Here is a 22,019-nt window from a genome sequence, read left to right as displayed (position 1 = left end):
AGACCACTATGTCGAAAATTCAAGCTACCTTCGCCCGTTTGCAAACCGCAGGCCGCAAGGCACTGATTCCCTTCATCACTGCCGGTGATCCCGATCCGGCGCTGACGCCGGCGCTCATGGCTACGCTGGTCGAGGCCGGTGCCGACATCATTGAACTGGGCGTACCGTTTTCCGATCCGATGGCCGATGGGCCGACCATCCAGCGTGCTTCCGAGCGTGCGCTGGCGAAGGGCGTCAGCTTGTGGCAGGTGCTGGGCATGGTGGAGACGTTCCGCGCCACTGACGCCGTGACGCCGGTGGTGCTGATGGGCTACGCCAATCCGATCGAAGCGATGGGCGTCGAAGCGTTCGCAGCACTGGCGCAGCATGCCGGCGTCGATGGTGTGCTGATCGTCGATTACCCGCCTGAGGAATGTGCGGGCTTCGTTGATGCGCTGACGCGGCACGGGCTCGATCCGATCTTCCTGCTGGCGCCGACGTCGAGCGAGGCGCGCATTGCCAGCGTTGGCGAGCATGCGCAGGGCTATGTCTATTATGTTTCGCTGAAGGGCGTGACCGGCTCCGGCGCGCTGGATATCGGCGCCGTCGCCGCCCGCATTCCGCATATCCGCGCGAGTACGGGCGTGCCGGTCGGGGTGGGATTCGGTATTCGCGACGCCAACACGGCGCGTGCCATTGCAGAAGTTGCCGATGCAGTCGTTGTCGGCAGTCGTATCATCGAGGAAATTGAAAAATCTGAACCTGAGAACGTGTGCACGCGCGTGCATGCGCTGGTCACTGAACTGCGTCGCGGTATCGATGCCGCGGGAGGAAAAACATGAACTGGTTGAACAAGCTGCTACCGCCGAAAATCAAGCGCGCCGAACCCGGCGCGGCCCGCCGCTCCGCGCTGCCCGAAGGCTTGTGGAGCAAGTGCCCGGCCTGCGAGGCCGTGCTCTACGCGACCGATCTGGCGACGACGTTCAACGTCTGCCCGAAGTGCGCGCACCACAACCGCTTGGGCGCCCGCGAGCGCATCGACTTGTTGCTCGACGCCGCTGGCCGTTTCGAGATCGGCGCCGAGGTGCTGCCGGTTGATCCGCTGCGCTTCAAGGACAGCCGCCGCTATCCCGAGCGGCTGCGCGATGCGACCGAGTCTTCCGGCGAAACCGATTCGCTGGTGGTCATGCAGGGCGCCATTCGCTCGCAGCCGGCGGTCGTCGCGGCCTTCGAGTTCGGCTTCATGGGTGGTTCGATGGGCTCGGTGCTGGGTGAGCGCTTCGTGCGCGGCGTGCAGGCCGCCGTCGAGCACCGCATCCCCTTCATCTGCGTGACGGCCTCGGGCGGCGCGCGGATGCAGGAGAGTCTCTTTTCGCTGATGCAGATGGCCAAGACGACGGCGGCGCTGACGCGTCTTGCGCAGGTGAAGCAGCCGTTCATTTCGATTCTGACCGACCCGACGATGGGGGGCGTTTCAGCGTCTTTCGCGTTCGTCGGCGACATCGTCATTGCCGAACCGGGCGCCCTGATCGGCTTTGCCGGGCCGCGTGTGATCGAGCAGACGGTGCGCCAGAAGCTCCCTGAAGGTTTCCAGCGCTCCGAGTTCCTGATCGAGAAGGGCGCCATCGACATGATCGTCGACCGTCGCGAACTGAAGGACCGGCTGGCTGACCTGCTGGCCTTGCTGCAGAAAGCGCCGGCGGCGGCGTGACCGGGAGAACGAGCGCGCCCTGGCCGATGGCGCAGGCGTCGTCCTCGGCAGGAGCACTGCCAACGACGCTGGACGGCTGGCTGGCGCATCTGGAAAGCCTGCACCCGAAGGGGCAGGCCGGCATTGAGCTGGGGCTTGCGCGTGTCGAGCGTGTGCGCGATGCGCTCGCTCAGACGCCCTTTTGTCCGCTGATCACGGTGGGCGGCACCAACGGCAAGGGATCGACCTGCGCCTATCTGGAGGCCATATACAGCGCTGCCGGCTATCGCGTCGGCTGCTACACCTCGCCGCATTTGCTGGTCTATAACGAACGCGTTCGCCTCGACCGCGCGTCCATCGACGATGCCGCGCTCTGCGCCGCCTTTGCCCGAGTCGAGCTGGCGCGGCGGCAGGCGGGCGATATCGCTCTGACCTACTTCGAATTCGGCACCCTTGCCGCGTGGGAGGCGTTTGTCGTGGCGGCGGTGGATGTGATCATCCTGGAGGTCGGCCTGGGCGGTCGTCTCGACGCGGTCAATGCCTATTCGGCCGACTGCGCGATCATCACGGGGATTGCGTTGGACCACACCGACTGGCTGGGGCCGACGCGGGAGAGCATCGGCCGCGAGAAGGCGGGCATCTTCCGCTCCGCGACACCGGCCATTTGTGCCGATGTCGAGCCGCCGCAGTCGCTCTCCGGGCACGCGCGCGAAATCGGTACTCCGCTGTACGTGCTCGGCCGCGATTTTGGACATTTCGCGCAGACGGACGAGCGTATGCAATGGACGTACTGGCTGCGCCCTCGCGTGTCGTCCGTGGGCGCCGAAGACGCTGTGGCTGCGGCAGCCGATGCGCCAACGCGCGGTGCGGAGGAGATTGCTTCCGAAAGCACGCTGCCCTTGCTGCGGCGCGGTGGGCTGGCGCCACCGGCTTTGCGTGGCGCACGTCAGCTCGACAATGCGGCGGCAGCCATGACGGCCGTCGAGTTGCTGCGGCCCCGCCTGCCGGTGTCGATGCAGGCGGTACGTCGCGGCCTGATCGAGATCGAGCTGCCGGGCCGCTTTCAGGTCTTGCCGGGCCGTCCTGTCTGGATTCTTGATGTGGCGCACAACCCGCAAGCAGCGTCGGCGCTGGCCGAGAGTCTGTCGGGCATGGCGTTTTTCCGGCGCACTTTCGCTGTCGTCGGCATGCTCGCCGACAAGGACATCGCGGGCACCCTCGCCGCGCTGCGCGGGCGTGTCGACGTCTGGCTCGTGGCTGACCTCAGCGGACCGCGGGCGGCGACAGCGCAGTCCCTGGCGTCGGCGATCACTGCCGGCGAGTTGGGTGGCGAAGTCGAGTGTTTCGCCACGCCCGGCGACGCGTGTGCGCGTGCGCTCAAGCTGGCGGGTGAAGATGATAGAATCGTCGCCTTCGGATCGTTTTTGACGGTCGCCGCCGTGTTGGGCGAATTGCGACGTTGCGGCTGATCCTCCAAGAAGTCGATTCGACGCCCCGAATTCCCTGCCGCTGCCCATGACCGACACTGCCGACGCGCAACTCCAGCTCAAGAAGCGGGCCCGGCGCCGCCTCGTTGGCGCCTTTGCTTTCGCCGGACTGGCGGCCATCGTCTTGCCGATGGTCATGGATGAAGAGCCGAAAGCGCCTGCGAACGACGTCCAGATTCGCATTCCCTCGCTCGATCAGACGCCATACGATCCCACGCGTCTCGCCGCCAATGCGCCACCAGCCGCGCCGGCGACGGGGGCAAGCGCCGTTGATACGCGCGCTGCGGTGCCTGTTGCGCCCGCCGACGCTAATGGCAAGGTGGCTCCGGTAGCGGCGCCTCCCGCCGACAAGGCAGTAGCGAAAGCGCCGGAAAAACCTGCCGAGAAATCGCCGGAGAAGCCAGCCGACAAGCCGGCTGACAAGGCCTCCGACAAAGCGCCGTCGCGTGATGTGGCGAAAGAGACGCCGAAAGAGCCAGTAAAAGAAGCCGCCAAACCACCGGCCAAGGAACTGGCGAAAGAATCGTCGAAAGAGTCGTCGAAAGAGTCGGCCAAGGACAACGCCAAAGATGCCGCCAAGGCGTCGGCGGCCAAGGCGGCTGACAAATCTGCCGAAGCGGCCAAAACGGCCGAGGAATCGCGGCGTGCGGCTGCCATTCTCGGTGGCAAGCCCGCTGCCGCGCCGGCCTCGGATGCGGCACATGTGATTCTGATCGGCGCTTTTGCCAATCCGGGTAATGTCAAACAGTTGCAGTCCAAGCTCAACGAGTTGTCGATCAAGACCTACACCGAGCCGCTCGAATCGCCGCAGGGAACCAAGACGCGTTTGCGCGCGGGCCCCTTCCCGAGCCGCGAGGCGGCGGAAAAGGCGCTTGACCGGATGAAACGCATCGGCGTCAGCGGAGTGGTTGCTGCCAAGCAATGACCGTTTTTGACTATGTTGTTATCGGCATCACGGTGGCTTCCGCCGTACTCGGCCTGTGGCGGGGCGTGGTCGGCGAAGTCATCGCTCTCGCGGCTTGGGTGCTCGGTTTCTTCGCCGCGCAGGCGTGGGGTGCCGACATCGCCGCGCTGGCCTTCACCAGCATCGCCGATCCTGCTTTGCGACTGGTCGCCGGCTGGGCGGCGGTCTTCGTCGGTACGCTCCTCTTGCTGGCGCTCGGCCGGCTGGCGGTTCAGGGACTCCTCAAGGCGCTGGGTTTGTCGCTCGCCGACCGTTTGCTCGGTCTGCTGTTCGGCGCTGCTCGTGGACTCGTGGTCATCGCCGCGTTGGTGGCGGTCGGTGGCATGACATCATTGCCGAAGGAACGTTGGTGGAGCGAGGCGGTCCTCTCTCCACCACTGGAGACGGCAGTTCTCGCCGCACGCCCCTGGTTGCCCCAGGAAGCGGCTAAACGAATTCGTTTCAGGTAAGGAAAACCTATGTGCGGCATTCTCGGGGTCGTCGCGACCACACCAGTCAACCAGCTGCTGTATGACGGGCTGATGGTTCTTCAGCACCGCGGCCAGGACGCCGCCGGCATTGCTACGGCGGAAGGCAATACCTTCCATCTGCACAAGGGGCCGGGCCTCGTTCGCGATGTTTTCCGTACGCGCAACATGCGTGCGCTGCCTGGTGACATGGGTATCGCGCACTGCCGGTATCCGACGGCCGGTTCGGCGTGGAATTTTGCCGAGGCGCAGCCGTTTTACGTGAATTCGCCGTTTGGCATCATGCTCGCGCACAACGGCAACCTGACCAATACGGCGGAACTCAAGGAGCAGATGTACCGGCAGGATTTGCGGCACATCAACACCAATTCCGATTCGGAGGTGCTGCTCAACGTGCTGGCGCACGAACTGCAAGGCGTCGCGCGCGGCTGCCGTCTCGATCTCGACACCATCTTCGCCGCCGTCGCTGGCGTGCATCGGCGCTGCCGTGGCGCCTACGCCGTCGTCGCCATGATTGCCGGCTACGGTTTGCTGGCGTTCCGCGATCCTTTCGGCATTCGCCCGCTGGTCATCGGCGTGAACGAAACGCCGGAAGGCGACGAATACCTGCTGGCGTCGGAATCGGTTGCGCTCGATACGCTCAATTTCCGCGTCCTGCGCGACGTCGAGCCGGGCGAGGCGGTGTTCATCGATTTGCGTCACCAGTTGCACGCGCGTCAGTGCGCCGATGCGCCGGTGCATGCGCCGTGCATCTTCGAGTACGTCTATCTGGCGCGTCCCGACTCCGTGATCGACGGCGTCTCGGTCTACGAAACGCGCCTGCAAATGGGCGAGCATCTGGCCGACAAGGTGGCGGAACGCATTCCTGTCAGCGAAATCGATCTCGTCATCCCGATTCCCGATTCCAGCCGCCCGTCGGCGATGCAACTGGCGCAACGCCTCGGCATCCCTTATCGCGAAGGCTTCGTCAAGAACCGCTATATCGGCCGCACCTTCATCATGCCCGGTCAGTCGACGCGCAAGAAATCGGTGCGCCAGAAGCTCAATACCGTCGGACAGGAATTCAAGGGCAAGCGCGTGCTTCTTGTTGACGACTCGATCGTACGTGGCACGACGAGCCGCGAGATCGTCGACATGGCGCGTGCCGCCGGTGCGCTGAAGGTGTACTTCGCGTCGGCTGCGCCGCCCGTGCGTTACCCGAACGTCTACGGCATCGACATGCCGACGCGCGCCGAGCTGATCGCCACTGGCCGCAGCGACGAGGAAATCGCCCGCGAAATCGGCGCGGATGCCCTCGTCTATCAGGATCTGGAGGCGCTCAAGTCCTCTGTCCGCGATCTCAATCCGAAGCTCTCGCGGTTTGATTGTTCGTGTTTCGACGGCAGCTATGTCACTGGCGATGTCTCGCCGGAGTACCTCGACGCCATCGAAACCGCGCGCAGCGGCAAGCCGCGGGCGACGAACGAGGAGGGCGCTGCACCGCAGATGCAGCTGGATTTGATGTCATCGGAGCAGCAATCATCGTGAGCGACGATATCTGGCAGACAGAAACACTGGCCGTACGCGCAGGGCAAGAGCGCAGCCAGTTCAACGAACACGCCGAAGCGCTCTATCTCACCTCCAGCTTCGTTTTTGAAAGCGCCGCCCAAGCCGCCGCACGCTTCTCCGGCGAGGATGAGGGCAACGTTTACTCGCGTTTCACCAATCCGACCGTCACCGTCTTTCAGCAGCGTCTGGCGGCGCTGGAGGGCGCGGAAGCCTGCGTGGCAACGGCCTCCGGCATGTCGGCGATTCTCTCGCTGGTCATGGCGCTGTGCCGTGCCGGTGAGCACATCGTCGCCTCCTCCGGGGTGTTCGGTGCGACGCAGCAACTGCTCGGCGGCATCATGCCGCGCTTTGGCATCGATACGAGCTTTGTCGATCCTTGCACCCCCGCTGCCTGGGAAGCCGCCATCCGCCCGGAGACGCGGCTTTTCTTCCTCGAAACGCCGTCGAATCCGCTGACGACGGTCGCCGATATCTCGGCCCTGGCGAGCATCGCCCACGCGCATGGCATCCTGCTGGTGGTCGATAACTGCTTCTGCACGCCGGTGCTGCAACGCCCGCTGGCCTTGGGGGCCGATCTCGTCGTGCATTCGGCGACGAAGTATCTCGATGGACAGGGGCGTGTGCTCGGTGGCGCTGTGGTCGGTGCCAAGGCGCTCGTCGACGAGGTTTTCAAGTTCCTGCGTACGGCTGGGCCGTCCTTGTCGCCTTTCAACGCCTGGGTGCTGCAAAAAGGGCTGGAAACGCTCACCGTACGCATGCAGGCGCAGTCGGCCAAGGCGCTCGAACTCGCGCGCTGGCTGGAAGCCCATCCGCGCGTGGCCCGCGTCTTCTACCCCGGCCTGCCATCGCACCCGCAGCATGAACTGGCCATGCGCCAGCAGGCCAGCGGTGGCGCCATCGTCGCCTTCGAGGTGAAGGGTGGTCGCGAGGAGGCATGGACGGTCGTCGATCATTGCCGCCTGTTGTCCATTACCGCGAATCTGGGCGACGTGAAAACGACGCTGACGCACCCGGCAACGACGACACACGGACGTCTGTCTGCCGAACAGCGGGCGGTCGCTGGCATCAGCGAGGGGCTGCTGCGTGTCGCGGTTGGCCTCGAATCGGTGGCTGATCTGCAAAACGATCTGGCGCGCGGACTCGCTCTGATCTGAGCGCGCCGGCAAGGGGGGAGTAGGCAGCGTGTTACAATGCCTCTCCCCACGATGCCGCTGTTATTGACGGCGCATCTTTCGCTGCGGCTTTGCGGTCCGGTACTGCGTACCTACACCCCGCCGCGCTCACCTTCTGATACCGTCTTCGGCCCGCTACGGACCTGCGCGTGTTCGCGTCCGTAACTGGCGGAGGGCAGGAGCTTTTCCTGATGCAATTTTCTGATCTGGGCTTGTCGCCCGAAATTCTGGCGGCCGTGGCCGCTCAGGGCTATACCGCTCCGACGCCGATTCAGGCGCAGGCAATTCCCGTCGTTCTCTCCGGTCGTGACCTGATGGCCTGTGCCCAGACCGGCACCGGCAAAACGGCAGGTTTCACCCTGCCGATCCTGCAACGCCTCTCCACTGGCCGGCGTGCCGGTGGGCCGACGCGTGTGCGCGCCCTGATTCTGTCACCAACCCGCGAGCTGGCTGCGCAGATCGAAGAAAGCGTGCGCAGCTATGGCGCTGGCTTGCCGCTGAAATCGATGGTGATTTTTGGTGGTGTCGGCATGAACCCGCAGGTGGCCGCGTTGCGCCGTGGCGTCGACATTCTCGTCGCGACGCCGGGACGCCTGCTTGACCACGCGCAGCAAAAGACAGTGGATTTGTCGACGGTCGAAATCCTCGTTCTCGACGAGGCCGACCGGATGCTCGACATGGGCTTCATTCACGACATTCGCCGCGTCCTGGCGCTGTTGCCGAAGCATCGGCAAAACCTGCTGTTCTCGGCGACGTTTTCCGACGAGATTCGCGCGTTGGCCTCCGGCTTGCTGCAAGACCCTGACTACGTCGAGGTGGCGCGCCGCAACAGCGCGGCCGAACTCGTCAGCCAGCGCGTGTATGCGGTCGACCGCGAGCGTAAGCGCGATCTGCTCGTTGACCTCATTCGCACGCACAACTGGCATCAGGTGCTCGTCTTCACCCGCACCAAGTGGGGCGCCAATGCGCTGGCCGAGAAGCTGGTGAAGGCCGGTATCGAAGCCGACGCCATCCACGGCAACAAGAGCCAGAACGCCCGTACGCGCGCGCTCGCCGGCTTCAAGGACGGACGCCTGCACGTGCTGGTGGCGACCGATATCGCGGCGCGCGGCATCGATATCGACGAGCTGCCGTATGTCGTCAATTTCGAGTTGCCGAGTGTCGCCGAAGACTACGTTCACCGCATTGGTCGTACCGGCCGCGCGGGCAGTACGGGCGAGGCGATTTCGCTGGTGTGCGTCGACGAGCACAAGCTGATGCGCGACATCGAGCGTCTGCTCGGTCGGACCATCGACCGCGTCGTCCATCCGGGTTACGAGCCGGACCCGCGCATCGCCGCGCAGCCGATCGAAATGCGTTCGGGTAACGCGCGGCCCGGCGGTGGGCGCTCTGGAGCGCCCGGCAAGCCGCGCGGACAAGCGCCGCGTGGTCGTGCCCCGGCACCGCGTGCGGCAGCCGGTACGGCGCCGTCGCGCGGCGGAAGTCGCCATCGCTGATTTGCCGCAGGGGGCGTGTCGCGCCGCCCCTTTTTGCGCGTGCTGAAGTGGTGTGTCGGTCGTCTTGCTGCTACCGGCGGATTTTCTCTCGATGTTGGTTGCGTTCCGGGAAGGTCATCGGTAGAATGCGCGCTTCCTCGGGGTGTAGCGCAGCCTGGTAGCGCATCTGATTTGGGATCAGAGGGTCGAAGGTTCGAATCCTTTCACCCCGACCAGAAAGTGTACGACCCCAGCGTTCCGTCGATTAGTATTCGCAACTTTCGACTCTCTCAGTTGGCGAAAAGTGGTTCTCGAAACAGTGGGCGCCCGTAGCTCAACCGGATAGAGCACCGGCCTTCTAAGCCGGGGGTTGTGAGTTCGAGTCTCGCCGGGCGCGCCAGAATAGTGGCGGCATTAGCTCAGTTGGTAGAGCACTGGATTGTGATTCCAGGTGTCACCGGTTCGATCCCGGTATGTCGCCCCAAAATTAAGCCCCGTAACCATCAGGTTACGGGGCTTTTTCTTTTCAAGTAATGCTGGTCACGGCCAATGCAGTGCTCATCTTCGCCTGCCGCTCGCCGCGCCCCGGCTGGCAGGGCACGTTCACCGGCCTGTTGCCGCTGGCGGTGTGGGTGCTGGTCGGAACGCTCGCGGCGGTGACGCTGATTACTACCGTTCCGCTAGCAGCGGCAGCCTCCGGCTTTGCGCCGCCGTCGGCGGCGAACTGTTTGATTTCGGCAGCGGCGGGGGCGGCGAGTCTGGTGTTGTTCATCGCCGCGAAGGTGGCGATGCCGTCCGAGGTGAAATAACGGGCTTTAGTCGGGGATCGTTTGCCTTCAAAGCCTGTGCCGTAACGGCTGGGGCTTTGAAGGCAAACGAAGCTAACTGTCAGCCATAGGCTCTGGAGAAAACTTCGTCCAAAGCGTCAATGATCGCGTCGGCTTCGTGCGCCAACGATCCCGTTTTTCTGCCAAGGGCGTCGAGCGGAACGGAAACCACTTGCAAGGCATGCAAGGTGACCTGAACGCCGTTGACCATGAAAGTCGGGTTCAGGCGCGATGCCGGCATGCCCACGTTGGCTGCGACTTTCTCGGTCCTGACCAAAGGGACGACGATTCGACTCCGGCGGTCGTCGAACGCTGCCGACTGAATCACGACGACAAACGGGATTGCGTCAGCATTTTTTCCGACGTTTTCATGGACGTCGAATTGGCTCATAGCGGCGAATGGTCCGCGCCGAACGTTCCATGAAGCTCATCAAAGTCGTTCCACGCTTCGGATACCTTCGCGTAGAGCCGGAGCTTTTCTTCACGAGCCTGTTCTTCTCTGGCGACAAACTCGCTCAGCAACACATCGACTGTCGCTGACAGGTTCTTCGTATAGCGGCGAGCTTCCTCGACCGTGCTCTCGTTCAAGGTCAGGTTGAAAGGACGCTTCGGTGCTTGTGCGCTGCTTACGGTCGGCTTCATGGAGACCTCCTTTGCGCATTATATGCGCATGCGTGGTCCGAGAGCCGCGTATTCCCGCCCGTGGAGCGGTCGCCGCTGCCGAATAGCCCGATTACCGGGGCGGCGCCCAACGCGCTCGCGCTGACGACAGCCGTGGACGCCGGTCTCTACTGGGCCGCGCTCGCCCGCGGCATCGCCACCGAAGAAGCGCGCGCCATGGCTTTCCTTGCGCTGGTCACGGCCAACGCAGTGCGCATCTTCGCCAGCCGCTCGCCGCACCCCGGCTGGCACGGCATGTTCACCGGCCAGTCGCAGCTGGCGCTGTGGGTGCTGCTCGGCACGCTGGTGGCGGTTACTGTGATCATCACCGTTCTGCCCGCGGCGGCGACCTTCGGCTTTGCGCCGCCGTCGGTGGCGAACTGGTTGCTGGCGGTGGGGGTGGCGACGCTGGTGCTGTTCATTGCTACAAAGGTGGTGATGCCGGTGGCGAAGAAATAGCGCCCATCCTAGCTGCGCTCATGGAATCGCTGACGCGACCGCGATCATAGAACTGCAGAGCTCGGGCGGTGAGTCGTCGTTAAAGGGGAATGACGCGGGACGACCTAAGCGCTACTTGGTGAGCGCCACAAATATGCAGGAGCGTTTGAATTCACCTGCATGCGCGGAATCTGCGCTGGCCCTGTGGAATGATCGTTTAACCCTGATATGTGCCACTTGAAATTGCTATGTCAGTAGCGAGATTTTCAACGGCCATGCTTAGGAATATCGATAGATCAGACTGTTCCGAATAGTTTGCTGACAGGAGATTGCTGACCCTTCCGTCATGAACGAATTGGTACGCACTTCCCCACTTTTCGCCGAGTGTTTTGTCGAACACAGCGATTGATACGCCGCCGTCTTTCTTGACTAGAGAAAAACACGGGATGTCTGTATAACCATCGCCGACAAATATCATGTGATTGATGGGTATCCGAATTTGCTCTGGTTTTAGTTTTTTGTTTACGTCAAAGGGCTTGCCTCTCGCCTGAGGGCCGACTAGACCTTTTTGAATATGGAATAGATACCGTGTTTTGTCCGTGAAGCTGACGATCTTCTTTGGAAAGCAAATTCCACCATCTGCTCCGTACGCGAACTCAGATGCCCATATGTCGGTAAATTCATTCGCTATAGGAGTATTGCGGACGATGTCTCCGATGCCGCTGCTGATGAGATAGAACTCTAGATTGGCCCGCGGGTTGGCATCCTTTGCAACATTCTTTAATCTTGCAAATACCCCGGGGACCCCTTCGTGTAGTGGCAGACGTTTCCCCCATTCAATAAGGCTATCTTTCGTAATCTTAGGTACGCGTCCTGTCAGTGAGAGTTCTATCATTTTGTACAGATAAGCTGGAACCGGATCCCAGTCATCTTCTGTCAAGGAAGCAACATCTTTCTTCCAAAAAGACGAGAGGTCAGTGATCCCCGCTTGGCTCAAATAGCCAGAGGTGCTGTCGGGAGCAAGAGTATCGTCGAAGTCAAAAACTACCGCGATTGTTTCGTGCATGAATTTCCCCGGGAATAAATTTAAATCGGCTGCTATTTCGAATGAGGTGAGTTGCTTGGCTTTTTGCGCGACGCTGCTTGACTGATATGTCAGCTGCCAAGCAACGTTCGCAAGGTGGCAATGATGTTAGAGAAATTGGCGCCAATGGTGGTTTCTTTCTCAAGCTGCTCAAGCTTGCTAATGGCCTGTGAGTCGGCAGCGTACTGAATATTAATTGTGTCTATATGCATCGCTGTAGGTGATGCTGCAGAAGTAGATTGGTTGTTTTTTTCCCTAATTTGATCGGGAGCTGTGTCTAGCTTATAGCGCGCCTTGGATACAAGAAAATCTGCGGTTGGCATCGCCGCATAGGCAGTGTTTGCTTCGAGCGAAAATACTCGACGCATTCGCTTAATTTCTGAGTCGATGCGAATGGCAATAGATGCATAGGTCGTGTGATTGATGTTCTCTTTTTTCACCCAAGCCCGCCAGTTGTAGAGATCTACCGGATTGTCAAACGGGTAAAGAAGATCTAGTCCCAAGTAACACAGACGCTCGCGCGCCTTTGGCCCAAGGGCGATCGCGCACGAGTGCACTTCGATCGCAAGTTCGCATAGTTCAAGAGGGCCAAAGTCAGCAAACGGCTGGTTGCTCTGGATAAGCGGGTAGTTTTCCAGCAGCAAGCGAAAGTACTTGTCATGCGCACCCTGAAATGCTTCAAGTGTCGATAGTTTGTCCATCGCGAGAAAGCTGAATATTTAGAGGGCTTGTTTTGTTTGATTAGGCACCCCTCGAAACGATGGCCAAGTTCGCCAAGTTCAGAAGTGGGGTGAAGAATTACAATTATTTCAAGGGTGGGCGTACACGAAATTTGGCTACGGCCTATCCTTTAAAATCGATTTTTTTTACATTTCGCTCTGGCTTTAACTGTCGCCTTTGTCGACGTGATGGATTATTGATTTCAGTGCCACAAGTATCAAGCCCAACCGAATATTTGATTCTTCATTTGACAATTTTCGGCTATTAGAATAGCCACTCACCAGTTTCTCTGGTAATTAATCCAAGATAAAGGATGATTCCCGAAAGTGAAAATGGTAAGCTTGTAAGAAGCTGGCGGTGCTGAAGGATACGCTTTCAGGCTGCAGTACCAATTGATGCTGATAATGGCAAAAATGATTTTTTAATTTGTCTCGTTTAGTCACGCTTGGCGCTTACGTTTGGCATGAAACCCCTGGTGCGCCAGAAGAGTTCTCCGCATATCTGCGAGAAAAGTATCGTGGGGTAGCGCTGCTTCTGGCGGTAAGGCACCTATCGTCACTCTCATTTCGGCATTGCTACGTTGAACGCGGTAACGCGCTGAGCATAGCTCATGAGCATTTTCCCGCCAAGCTGACTGGCGAAAGGCGACTTTGTATTTTTTCGAGAAGATGCAAAGCTGCGTCGCTACGCCCCTTACTAAATCGCCCCGGCCGCCGCCAGCCGCCCCTCGCACTCGCTCATGATCGACTCGCCCACCTCCGACACATAATTCGGATCAAGCGCCTCCATCAGTTCGTGTGCGGTATAAAGTCCCGCCTCACGCGACAGCGAGCCGGCGATCTCGCGTGCCAGATCGTCGCTGACGGCGGATAGCTGCCGGCGCTCGGCCAGCGGCAGGCTGCGTTGCGAGCGGCGCAGCCAGTCGGCGGCGAGGCTGGCGCCTTGCGCCTCGTTCAGCCACTGGCCGTGTTCGTAGTAGGCTGTCAGTCGTTCGGCGACGAGTGCGAAGCACAGCGCGATGCGCGTGCCGCGGTCGGCCGGGGCGGCGGAAGCCGTTTTTTCAGTCATTGGGCGTGTTCCTTCTGGTGTCGGCGTGATGCGGGCGGGGGAATGCGTCATTGCCGGATGTTGCAGCTGCCATGCTCGAAATCGAAGCCATTTCCCGCCAGTTCAACGGCCGCAGCGTGCTGCGCGAGGTATCGCTGCGCCTGCAGCCGGGCGAATACGTTGCCATTGTCGGCGAGTCCGGCGTCGGCAAGTCAACCCTGCTCAACCTGATCGCCGGGCTGGATCGGCCCGACGGCGGGCGGCTGGCGCTGGACGGCGTCGATTACGGCAGCCTCAATGAAGATGCCCTGACGCATCTGCGTCGCGACAAGCTCGGCTTCGTCTTCCAGGCTTTCCACATCCTGCCGCACCTCAACCTGCGCCAGAACGTCGCGCTGCCCTTGTGGCTGCAGGGCGTTGAGGGCGTGGCGGCGGAAACACCGGCGCAACAGCTGCTCGACGCGGTGGGCCTCGGCGAGCGCGGCGACAGCTGGCCGCGCGAACTCTCCGGCGGCGAAATGCAGCGCGTGGCGATTGCGCGCGCGTTGGTGCATCGGCCGCGGCTGGTGCTGGCCGACGAGCCGACCGGCAATCTCGACCCGGCCAACGGCGCGCGCGTGCTGGCGCTGCTCGGCGAGCGCATCCGCGAAGCCGGCGCCATCGGCATTCTGGTGACGCACTCGCTGGAAGCGGCGGCAACCGCCGACCGCGTGCTGCGCCTGTCCGCCGAGGGGCTGGTCGGGTGAGTCTGTGAGTCTGGCCAAGGTTTTCCTCGGCTCGCTGGCGCGCCGCCGCGCGGCGACGGCGTTCTCGTTTGCGGCGATCGTTCTCGGCGTCAGCCTCGGCATGGCGGTGCAGGCGGTGCATGAGGCGGCGCTCGCCGAATTCGGCCGCGGCCTGCGCACCATGGCCGGCGAGGCCGATCTGCAGGTGGTCGGCGGCCGCGTCGGCTTCGACGAGTCGGTCTATGGGCTGATCGCCGGGCAGGCCGATGTCGCCGCCGCCAGCCCGGTGATCGAATTCGAAGCGCGGCTGGCCGGGCGCCGCGAGACGGTGCAGGTGGTCGGCGCCGACCTCTTTGCGCTGGCGCGGGTGACGCCCGCCTTGCTGCCGCGGCCCCGGGCGGTCGACGGCAAGGCGCCCGAGCCGTTGGCGGCATTGGCCGACGACGCGGCTTTCCTCGGCACGGCGGCGCAGGTGGCGCTCGGCGTCAAACCCGGCGAGGTGCTGCGCGTGCAGGCCGGCGTCGAGGTGCTGCCGCTGCGGGTGCTCGGCGATCTGCCGGGGATGGCGGAAAACCCGCGGCTGGTGGTGATGGACATTGCCGCCGTGCAGCAGCGTTTCGAGCGTTTGGGCCGGCTGTCGCGCGTCGATCTGCGGTTGCGCGAAGGCGTCAGCCCGGAGGCGGCGCGCAGTCGTTTGCAGGCGCTGTTGCCGGCCGGCGTGCTGGTCGAGCCGCCGCAGGCGGCCGAGAACCAGGCGGCCAACCTGTCGCGCGCCTACCGCGTGAACCTCACGCTGCTGGCGGCGATGGCGCTCGTTACCGGCGGTTTCCTCGTCTTTTCGGCGCAGGCGCTGTCGGTGGTGCGGCGGCGCACCGAATTCGCCTTCCTGCGCGCCATCGGCCTCGACCGGCGGCGCCTGTTCGTCTGGCTGCTCGCCGAAGGCGCGCTGGTCGGGCTGGCGGGTGGCCTCGTCGGCGCGGCGGCAGGTTACGCGCTGGCGAGTGCCTTGCTTAGCGTTCTTGGTGGCGATCTCGGTGCCGGCTACTTCGCGGGGCTGACGCCGCAACTGCATTTCCAGCCGGAGATGACGGCGCTCTACGTGGCGCTCGGTGTCGCCGCCGGCGTCGCTGGCGCCTGGCTGCCAGCGCGTGAGGCGGCCACGGTGTCGCCAGCGCGGGCGCTCAAGGCTGGCGACGAGGCCGCGCTGATGCAGGGGCGCGGCCATCCGCTGCTCGGCATCGTGCTACTGGCGGCGAGCCTCGCCGCCTGCGCCATTCCGCCGTTCGGCGAACTGCCGCTGGGCGGCTATCTGGCGGTGCTTTTGCTGCTCGCCGGCAGCATCTTGCTGCTGCCCTTGGCGGCCGGCGCGCTGGCGCGGCATCTGCCGTCAGGCGGCGCGGTGCCTTGGCGGCTGGCGCTGGCGCGGCTGCGCGCGGCGCCGGGGCATGCGGTGGTGGCGGCGGCGGGCGTGCTCACCAGCGTCGCGCTGGCGGTGGCGATGGCGATCATGGTGACGTCCTTCCGCGACTCGGTGAATGAGTGGCTCGATCATGTGCTGTCGGCCGACGTTTACGTGCGTGCCGGCCACCAGATCGGCGGCGCCTATCTCGATGAGGATTTGCAGCAACGCATCCTCGCCCAGCCGGGCGTTGCCGAGGTCGATTTCACGCGCGCCGATAGCCTGCGCCTGCAAGCCGGGCAGGTGCCGGTGGCGCTGATCGCGCGGCCTGTGATTCCCGACGGGCGCGAGCTGGCGCTGGTCGGGGCGACGCAGCCCGGCGGCGGCGCAGAGCATCTGCCCGACGTGTGGGCGTCCGAGGCGGTGCGCGACCTCTACGGCTGGCGCACCGGCCAGCGCGTCGAGGTGCCGCTCGGCGGGCGACGGGTAGCGATGCACGTCGCCGGCATCTGGCGCGACTACTCGCGGCAGACGGGTACGCTGATGATCGACCTCACCGTTTATCGACAACTCACCGGTGACCGGCTGGTGAACGAAGCCGGCATCCACCTTGGCCCCGGCGGCGACGCGGCGGCCATCGTCAAAACGCTGCTCGACAGCGTCCCGCCCGGCGCGCTCGAAGCGGCGTTGCCCGGCGAGATTCGCGCCATCAGCCTGCGTATTTTCGACCGCACCTTCGCCGTCACCTACCTGCTCGAAGCGGTGGCGGTGCTGATCGGCCTGGCCGGCGTGGCGGCGAGCTTCGCCGCGCTGGCGGCGGCGCGGCGGCGCGAGTTCGGCATGTTGCGTCACCTTGGCCTGACGCGCCGGCAGGTCGGCTGGATGTTGGCCGCAGAGGGCGCGCTGGCGGCCGGCGTCGGCGTGCTCGGCGGGTTGGTGGCTGGCGGTGCCATCGGGCTGGTGCTGATCGAGGTGGTCAACCGGCAGAGCTTCCACTGGAGCATGGACCTGCATGTGCCGTGGGGCTCGCTGGTGGTGTTCGCCGGCGGACTCGTTGCGCTGGCGGCGCTGGCGGCGGTGCTCGCCGGCCGGCAGGCGATGCGCCAAGAAGCCGTTCTGGCCGTGCGCGAGGATTGGTAATGAAATTGGTGATCCGGCGATGAACAAACGCGCATTTCTCCTCGCGCTGGCTGCCTTGCCGGCGTGGCGCGCACTGGCGGCAGCGCCACTCGGCGCGGCTCGGCCGGTTGCGCCTGTCACGTTCGCTCCCGTGCTGCCTGGGCGAACGCTGGTCTTCCCGCGCGACCACGGCGCGCACCCGGACTTTCGCACCGAGTGGTGGTACGCCACCGGCTGGCTGCAGTTGCCCGACGGTAGCCCGGTTGGCTTCCAGACGACCTTCTTCCGTGTGCGCAGCGGCGCCGGCGAGGGCAATCCGAGCAGCTTCGCACCGCGCCAGTTGATCCTCGCGCACGCGGCGATTGCCGATCCTCGCCTGGGGCGCCTGCGCCACGACCAACGCGCCGCGCGCGTGCTCGGCGGCGCCAACGCCGGGAGTGCCGGAGGCGCCCACTATTCGAGCGCGCGCACCGATGTGCACCTGGGCGACTGGTCTTTCCGGCAGGAGGACGACAGCGGCCGGCGTTACCGTGCCGAAGTCTCGGCCGAGAGTTTTTCGTATGCACTGACGCTCGTCGCCGAGGCGCCGCCGATGCTGAACGGCGAAGGCGGTTTTTCCCGCAAGGCGGCGGATCCGAAACACGCCAGCTACTACTACAGCCGGCCGCAGCTCAAGGTGAGCGGCACGCTTGGCCTCGACGGACGCACGCTGCCGGTGACTGGTCGCGCCTGGCTCGACCACGAGTGGTCGAGCGAGCTGTTGCCCGAGGCGGCGCAGGGCTGGGACTGGATCGGCATCAACTTCGACGATGGCAGCGCGCTGATGGCCTTCCGCCTGCGCGGTCGCGAGGGCCAGATGCCGGCGGCGCCGGGCGGCGTTGCGCTTGCCGCGTCGCAGGTATCGTCGGGAAAGAAGGCGAAGGCCGGGCTGGCCGGGGGGCAGGCGGAAAACTCCGCCGAGGTGAGCACTGCGCCGCAGACAGGGGCACAAGCCCACGCCGAGGTCCACGCAGACACCGCCTCACAAATACAAGCCGAAACCCTCTGGTCGGCGGGAACGCTGCGCCATGCCGATGCCGCTGTTGAGGTTCTGCCGCCCCAAGCGGTTGCCTTCACCGCCTTGCGCCGCTGGCGTTCGCCGCGCACGGGTGTCGACTATCCGGTGGAGTGGCAGGTGCGCATTGGCCGCCGTCGCCTGCATCTGCAACCGCTCATCGACGATCAGGAACTCGACAGCCGGCGCTCGACGGGGGCGCTGTACTGGGAGGGCGCGGTGCGCGTTTCGGAGGACGGCCGCGAGATTGGGCGCGGCTATCTGGAAATGACCGGCTACCGCGAGAAGATCAAGGTCGGCTGAGCGTTCGCTAGCTGCCGCGTTTTTGCGCGGCGGCGCCGTGTCGGCGCGGCCACAGGAGATTCAGGGCGAGCCCCGTCATCACGAGGCTTGCCGCGATGACCTTCCACGCCGGGAGCGGCTCGGCGAGCAGCAAGGCGGAAGTGCCGAGTCCGAAAATGGGCACCAGCAAAGCCATGGGCGCAATCGTCGCCATCGGGTAGCGCGCCAGAAGCCAGCCCCAGGCGACGTAGCCGAAGAGCGTGTTGCCCCAGGACTGCCAGGCGACGGCCAGCCACGAATAGACGGTTGCCTGTCCGAGTGCGTGTTCGATGGCCGGCGCGCCTTCCAGCAGCAGCGAGAGGGCGAGGAGCGGCGGTACCGTGAAGGCGCCCGACCAGACGACGTAGGCCATCATGTTGCTCGGGCCGCCGATTTTCGCGGCGAGATTGGCGCCTGCCCACGCAAGCGCTGCACAGAGCACCAGCGCCAGCCCGGCAGCGGTCGTCGTGCCATCGGTGTGGTAAAGGATGAAGGCAATCCCGCTGGCCGCGAGTATGAGCGAAACGTACTGATACCCCCGGATGCGTTCGCCAGCCAGCCAGGCCGCCATGCCAATCGTGAAAAACACCTGCGACTGGATGACGAGCGAGGCGATGCCCGGCGATATCAGACCGTTCATCGCGATATAGAGCAGGCCGAATTGCCCGACGCCGATCAGGATGCCGTAGAGGGCCAGATTGCCCAAGGCAACGGTCGGCCGGCGGAAAAAGAACGCGGCTGGCAAGAACACCAGCACGAAGCGCAAGGCGGCGAAGAGCAGGGGAGGGAAGTCATCGAGCGCCACCTTGATGACGACGAAGTTGCTCCCCCAGACGGCGACGACCGCCAGCGCGAGGAGGAAGTGGCGCAGCGGTAGCGATGCCGTCATGCGAGGATCGCCTTCAAAGAGGGGGCTCCCTGCGCGAGCCTGGCGTACTCCATTCCAAGGGGGACGTACTCAGTGCCATTTCTGGATGCCCTCGCTGGAGACACAAACGCCGGGCAAGGCCCGGCGTGACAATGCTAACGGTACCCGGCGTGCCGCTGCGACGCGGCCAGCGCGGGAGCGCCTTCACTTCTTGACGATGTACGCGTCACAGTAGCCTGTCGGCTGGATTTCGCTGTCGCCCGGAATGACCTTGCAGGCACCGGCGGCAGAGGCCGACGCGCCCGGAATGAATTGCGCGCAATTCGCGCAGTTCTTGCCCGCCGTCTTGGAGACTTCCTGATAGTTGAAAGCCTTGCGCATGGAGGCATTGGTGCCGGCGACGGCGTTACCGGTCAGTGACATCAGCGGGATGGCGGCAATCGCCGTGCAGCCCAGCTTGAGCATCCGGCGACGGGAAGTACAGTGGTCATCCATGGTTTTATCCTCTCGTTGAATTGTCGGCGGAACGTAGGCAGCTGTTCCGGGAGCCATGATGGCCCAGTGTGCCTACGCTGACAACAGGCAGCGACATTCCCGTTTTGCCGCGCTGCCGTGGGCTGCGGCCTCGCGCCCGGCGGCGCTGCTGCTTCGCTCGCCGCATTCAAGAATCCACCGAAACGGCCGATGTTAATAAATGTTAATCATTGATCGGGGTGCGCCATGCGAATTGACTCTGCCAGCCGCTTGCCAACGTCTGAATTGACGGCGGCGGACGCCTCCGCGGCACGTCCGGCGAACGCCGACGGAACGGCCGGCAAGGGCGCGCGCGCGCCAACTGCCGGCGGCGCGGAAGACAGCGCCCAGACCAGCGCCCAAGCGGCGATGCAGCTGGCGTGGACGCCGCTGGCGAGTACGACCGTTCATCTCTCGGATGCCGCGCAGCGGGCGTTGCAGGCGCAGGTCAAGCAGATCGGCAACATGCAGGCCGTGCTGGAGAAGCTGCGCGCAATGCCGTCGGCACGGGTGTCGGCGAAACAGGCCGCCGCGCAAAAGGCGGCGATGCTGAAAAGCCGTCTCGACATGCTCAAGCAGATGCTGGTCGGCGCTTCGCCGGAGCAAGCCAAAGCCCTCGCCGCGCAGTTGAAAGACATCGCCAAGCAGTTGTCGGCCTTGGGCGCAACGCTCAGCGGCGGCGCCAGAACTCCCGCTCCTTCGCTGGGCGTGGGGGCTGCCGCTGCGAGCAGCGTGGCGAGCGGTGGTGGCGAGTCCGGGACAGCGGGCGGCGCTGATTCGGCGATTGCAGCGAATGTAGCGAGTGGCGTGGATGGCACGAATGGCGCGAATGGCGCGAATGGCGCGAGTAGTGCGACTGCGGTAGCGCCAGCGGCCGCCGCGCCCAGCGCTACCGCCAGTGACGCGGCCGCCGCTTCGGCCAATGCCGTGACGCCGAGCGACGAAGCGGCGCGTACCGAGCGCGCGGCGGCGTCGCCCGAGCGTTCGTCAGCCACCGCGACGGGGGCCGATGAATCTAGCGCGTTGCCGGCGGCGGCAGGGGCTGGCGGTGCTGCCGCCGCGGGTGCGACGGCAACCGCCGCTGCCACAGGCGCGACGCCGGCTCCGGCGTCATCGGCTGCTGGTACGGCAACAGCGGGACAAGCCTCGCCGTCCAACCCGAAGGACGCGAATGGCGCGAACGCTCAGGCGAAAGGATCGGGCGAAACGACTGCGGCGGGCGGGGAAGACGAAAAATCGGCCAACAAGGCGCTGAAAGCGGCGCTGGAAGAAGCCCGCAAAGCCCTGCGCGCAGCCATCGCCATGTTGAAAAGCAAGGTGGCGAGCAGCAACAAGGACCTTAAGGAAAGCGAGCGCGCCCTGGCGAGTCTGGAACACTCGCTCGTCGAAGCGGGGCGTCAGGGCACCAGTATCTCCGTCACGGCAACGCTCGCGGATAACGCTGGCGGGCAGAGTGTGTCGGCGGGCAGTGAGGCGAGCGGTCTGGCGGTAACGAGCGCGGCGGGGGCTGAAAGCGCCGCTGCGTTTGCGGGCGGTGCCGGGGCCTTTGCCGAGGCTGGCGGCGTGTCGGTCGACACGGGCAACGTCGGCGGCACTATCAGCGTTTCGGCTTAGGGCTGACGTTCTGTAGCCGGGCGGCGCGTCGCCGTGCGGGAGACGGCGACGCCGGGACGATCACATGCCGAGGGAATCGAGCAGGTCGGAGTGGTCACTCGGCGCGCTTACCGCTGCGGCCGGCGTGCTGGCGGGGGCACCGGCGCATGCGGCGTCGATCAGGGCGTCGGGGTCCGGGGCGTCGGGCGCCTTGAAATCGACGAGTTTGATGAATTCGGTGCGGTCGATCGCCAGCTCAAGATAGAAGATGTTGTTGCGCGCGGTGTAGAAGGTGACGCGGCGCGACTCCGGGGCGTCGAGGTTGGTGTCGACGGAGAGCATGACCTGCTTGTTGAGCACCAGCATCTTCGGCTGGTTCTGCGTGATGTGGGTTTGCAGTTCGCGGGCGACCTTGCCGGTGAAATCGCCGACGATCTGGTTCATCAGTTCACCCATGACGTTGCTGACTTCGTCTGCCGTATACGAGGTCGCCAGTTCTTCTTTCGCCATGCCCATCGTCAGCATGTAGGTTTCGTATAGCTCCATCGCCGCCGGTGCCGAGAAGTTGATGACGACCAGGCCGGAAAAACCGCCGTCGAAGAGGACGAAACAGCCGATGTCGGGCTTCAGGCAGGTTTTGCTGATGCGCTGCACCATGCCGGAAAAGCGCAGCTGGCTTTGCGTGGCGACGGAGAGCACCCGCGTCACGGAATTGCACAGGCTGAGGAGGATGTCCTCGGTGCCGAAGACGACGGAATTGTCAGGTTTGCTCATGGAGGTACGCCACCCCTGTCGTTGAGAAATGGGCGTATGTATAACATGCCGTGCGCGTGCGGGGGTACGGTTTGTCGGGTAGGCGGGCAGCGCCG

The 22,019-nt window shown here is 64.2% G+C and carries 22 protein-coding genes and 3 tRNA genes; 17 read left to right on the top strand and 8 right to left on the bottom strand.

The window, feature by feature from the left end:
• Positions 1-8: 8 nt before the first annotated feature.
• From trpA to GHK24_RS01520, 12 genes are all read left to right on the top strand, one after another.
• Entirely contained in the window at positions 9-821 is an 813-nt protein-coding gene (gene trpA / locus GHK24_RS01575; protein WP_153467897.1) for a tryptophan synthase subunit alpha, read from the top strand.
• Positions 818-1,690, top strand: a complete 873-nt coding sequence (accD, locus tag GHK24_RS01570; protein ID WP_153467895.1) for an acetyl-CoA carboxylase, carboxyltransferase subunit beta — start codon at positions 818-820, stop codon at positions 1,688-1,690. The genes trpA and accD overlap by 4 nt, the downstream gene beginning before the upstream one ends.
• A gap of 26 nt (positions 1,691-1,716) precedes the next feature.
• Positions 1,717-3,138, top strand: a complete 1,422-nt coding sequence (locus GHK24_RS01565; protein ID WP_153468820.1) for a bifunctional folylpolyglutamate synthase/dihydrofolate synthase — start codon at positions 1,717-1,719, stop codon at positions 3,136-3,138.
• Positions 3,139-3,184: 46 nt separating this feature from the next.
• Entirely contained in the window at positions 3,185-4,081 is an 897-nt protein-coding gene (locus GHK24_RS01560; protein ID WP_153467892.1) for an SPOR domain-containing protein, read from the top strand.
• The gene (locus GHK24_RS01555; protein ID WP_153467889.1) at positions 4,078-4,569 is read left to right on the top strand and encodes a CvpA family protein; all 492 of its coding nucleotides are present in this window, start codon (positions 4,078-4,080) and stop codon (positions 4,567-4,569) included. The genes GHK24_RS01560 and GHK24_RS01555 overlap by 4 nt, the downstream gene beginning before the upstream one ends.
• 9 nt (positions 4,570-4,578) lie before the next feature.
• The gene (gene purF / locus GHK24_RS01550) at positions 4,579-6,114 is read left to right on the top strand and encodes an amidophosphoribosyltransferase (protein ID WP_153467886.1); all 1,536 of its coding nucleotides are present in this window, start codon (positions 4,579-4,581) and stop codon (positions 6,112-6,114) included.
• The gene (locus GHK24_RS01545; RefSeq protein ID WP_422917784.1) at positions 6,108-7,289 is read left to right on the top strand and encodes an O-succinylhomoserine sulfhydrylase; all 1,182 of its coding nucleotides are present in this window, start codon (positions 6,108-6,110) and stop codon (positions 7,287-7,289) included. Before purF ends, GHK24_RS01545 begins: the two co-directional genes overlap by 7 nt.
• Positions 7,290-7,498: 209 nt before the next feature.
• Positions 7,499-8,803 (top strand): DEAD/DEAH box helicase, encoded by a 1,305-nt coding sequence (locus tag GHK24_RS01540; RefSeq protein WP_153467883.1) that lies wholly within the window; start codon positions 7,499-7,501, stop codon positions 8,801-8,803.
• A gap of 138 nt (positions 8,804-8,941) precedes the next feature.
• Positions 8,942-9,018 (top strand) — tRNA-Pro (locus GHK24_RS01535).
• A gap of 87 nt (positions 9,019-9,105) precedes the next feature.
• A tRNA-Arg gene (locus GHK24_RS01530) sits at positions 9,106-9,182 on the top strand.
• An 8-nt stretch (positions 9,183-9,190) separates the two neighbouring features.
• Positions 9,191-9,266: transfer RNA gene (locus tag GHK24_RS01525), tRNA-His, on the top strand.
• Between the two features lie 49 nt (positions 9,267-9,315).
• Positions 9,316-9,591, top strand: coding sequence for a hypothetical protein (locus GHK24_RS01520; protein WP_194286349.1), 276 nt, complete (start codon positions 9,316-9,318; stop codon positions 9,589-9,591).
• A 79-nt stretch (positions 9,592-9,670) separates the two neighbouring features.
• On the opposite strand, the gene GHK24_RS01515 is transcribed toward GHK24_RS01520, so the two are convergent.
• Together GHK24_RS01515 and GHK24_RS01510 are read right to left on the bottom strand one after the other, a co-directional pair.
• The gene (locus GHK24_RS01515; RefSeq protein ID WP_153467878.1) at positions 9,671-10,000 is read right to left on the bottom strand and encodes a CcdB family protein; all 330 of its coding nucleotides are present in this window, start codon (positions 9,998-10,000) and stop codon (positions 9,671-9,673) included.
• Positions 9,997-10,251 (bottom strand): type II toxin-antitoxin system CcdA family antitoxin, encoded by a 255-nt coding sequence (locus tag GHK24_RS01510; protein ID WP_153467875.1) that lies wholly within the window; start codon positions 10,249-10,251, stop codon positions 9,997-9,999. Before GHK24_RS01510 ends, GHK24_RS01515 begins: the two co-directional genes overlap by 4 nt.
• 60 nt (positions 10,252-10,311) lie before the next feature.
• On the opposite strand from GHK24_RS01510, the gene GHK24_RS01505 reads away from it, so the two are divergent.
• Entirely contained in the window at positions 10,312-10,728 is a 417-nt protein-coding gene (locus GHK24_RS01505; RefSeq protein ID WP_194286348.1) for a cation transporting ATPase C-terminal domain-containing protein, read from the top strand.
• A gap of 196 nt (positions 10,729-10,924) precedes the next feature.
• On the opposite strand, the gene GHK24_RS01500 is transcribed toward GHK24_RS01505, so the two are convergent.
• The 3 genes from GHK24_RS01500 to GHK24_RS01490 all read right to left on the bottom strand — a co-directional run bounded on the left by GHK24_RS01500 (position 10,925) and on the right by GHK24_RS01490 (position 13,579).
• A complete protein-coding gene (locus GHK24_RS01500) occupies positions 10,925-11,773 on the bottom strand; it encodes an HAD family hydrolase (protein WP_153467869.1) in 849 nt (282 codons plus the stop codon).
• An 89-nt stretch (positions 11,774-11,862) separates the two neighbouring features.
• Positions 11,863-12,492: a hypothetical protein gene (locus tag GHK24_RS01495; protein WP_153467866.1), complete on the bottom strand. Its 630-nt coding sequence runs from the start codon at positions 12,490-12,492 to the stop codon at positions 11,863-11,865.
• Between the two features lie 715 nt (positions 12,493-13,207).
• Positions 13,208-13,579, bottom strand: a complete 372-nt coding sequence (locus GHK24_RS01490) for a hypothetical protein (RefSeq protein ID WP_153467863.1) — start codon at positions 13,577-13,579, stop codon at positions 13,208-13,210.
• Positions 13,580-13,650: 71 nt separating this feature from the next.
• Between GHK24_RS01490 and GHK24_RS01485 the strand changes: the two genes are divergently transcribed.
• From GHK24_RS01485 to GHK24_RS01475, 3 genes are read left to right on the top strand one after another with little or no spacing between them, the layout of a single operon-like run.
• Positions 13,651-14,304, top strand: coding sequence for an ABC transporter ATP-binding protein (locus GHK24_RS01485; RefSeq protein WP_153467860.1), 654 nt, complete (start codon positions 13,651-13,653; stop codon positions 14,302-14,304).
• A 4-nt stretch (positions 14,305-14,308) separates the two neighbouring features.
• Positions 14,309-16,822, top strand: coding sequence for an ABC transporter permease (locus GHK24_RS01480; protein ID WP_340666072.1), 2,514 nt, complete (start codon positions 14,309-14,311; stop codon positions 16,820-16,822).
• Between the two features lie 19 nt (positions 16,823-16,841).
• Positions 16,842-18,158, top strand: a complete 1,317-nt coding sequence (locus GHK24_RS01475) for a lipocalin-like domain-containing protein (RefSeq protein ID WP_153467857.1) — start codon at positions 16,842-16,844, stop codon at positions 18,156-18,158.
• A 7-nt stretch (positions 18,159-18,165) separates the two neighbouring features.
• On the opposite strand, the gene GHK24_RS01470 is transcribed toward GHK24_RS01475, so the two are convergent.
• Complete coding sequence (locus tag GHK24_RS01470) at positions 18,166-19,065, bottom strand: EamA family transporter (protein ID WP_153467854.1); 900 nt, start codon at positions 19,063-19,065, stop codon at positions 18,166-18,168.
• A 183-nt stretch (positions 19,066-19,248) separates the two neighbouring features.
• Positions 19,249-19,539 carry a high-potential iron-sulfur protein gene (locus GHK24_RS01465; RefSeq protein WP_153467852.1) on the bottom strand — a complete coding sequence of 97 codons (291 nt, stop codon included), beginning with the start codon at positions 19,537-19,539 and terminating at the stop codon, positions 19,249-19,251.
• 225 nt (positions 19,540-19,764) lie between these two features.
• On the opposite strand from GHK24_RS01465, the gene GHK24_RS01460 reads away from it, so the two are divergent.
• A complete protein-coding gene (locus tag GHK24_RS01460) occupies positions 19,765-21,171 on the top strand; it encodes a hypothetical protein (RefSeq protein ID WP_153467849.1) in 1,407 nt (468 codons plus the stop codon).
• A gap of 60 nt (positions 21,172-21,231) precedes the next feature.
• Here the strand turns inward: GHK24_RS01460 and GHK24_RS01455 are convergent, their stop codons facing one another.
• Positions 21,232-21,924 carry a DUF3334 family protein gene (locus GHK24_RS01455; protein ID WP_153467846.1) on the bottom strand — a complete coding sequence of 231 codons (693 nt, stop codon included), beginning with the start codon at positions 21,922-21,924 and terminating at the stop codon, positions 21,232-21,234.
• Positions 21,925-22,019 lie beyond the last annotated feature (95 nt).

It is taken from the genome of Rhodocyclus gracilis (genome assembly GCF_009617575.1).
Classification (GTDB): domain Bacteria; phylum Pseudomonadota; class Gammaproteobacteria; order Burkholderiales; family Rhodocyclaceae; genus Rhodocyclus; species Rhodocyclus gracilis.
Note: the sequence above shows the minus strand (reverse complement) of the source record. Positions and strands in the feature narration are given on the sequence as shown.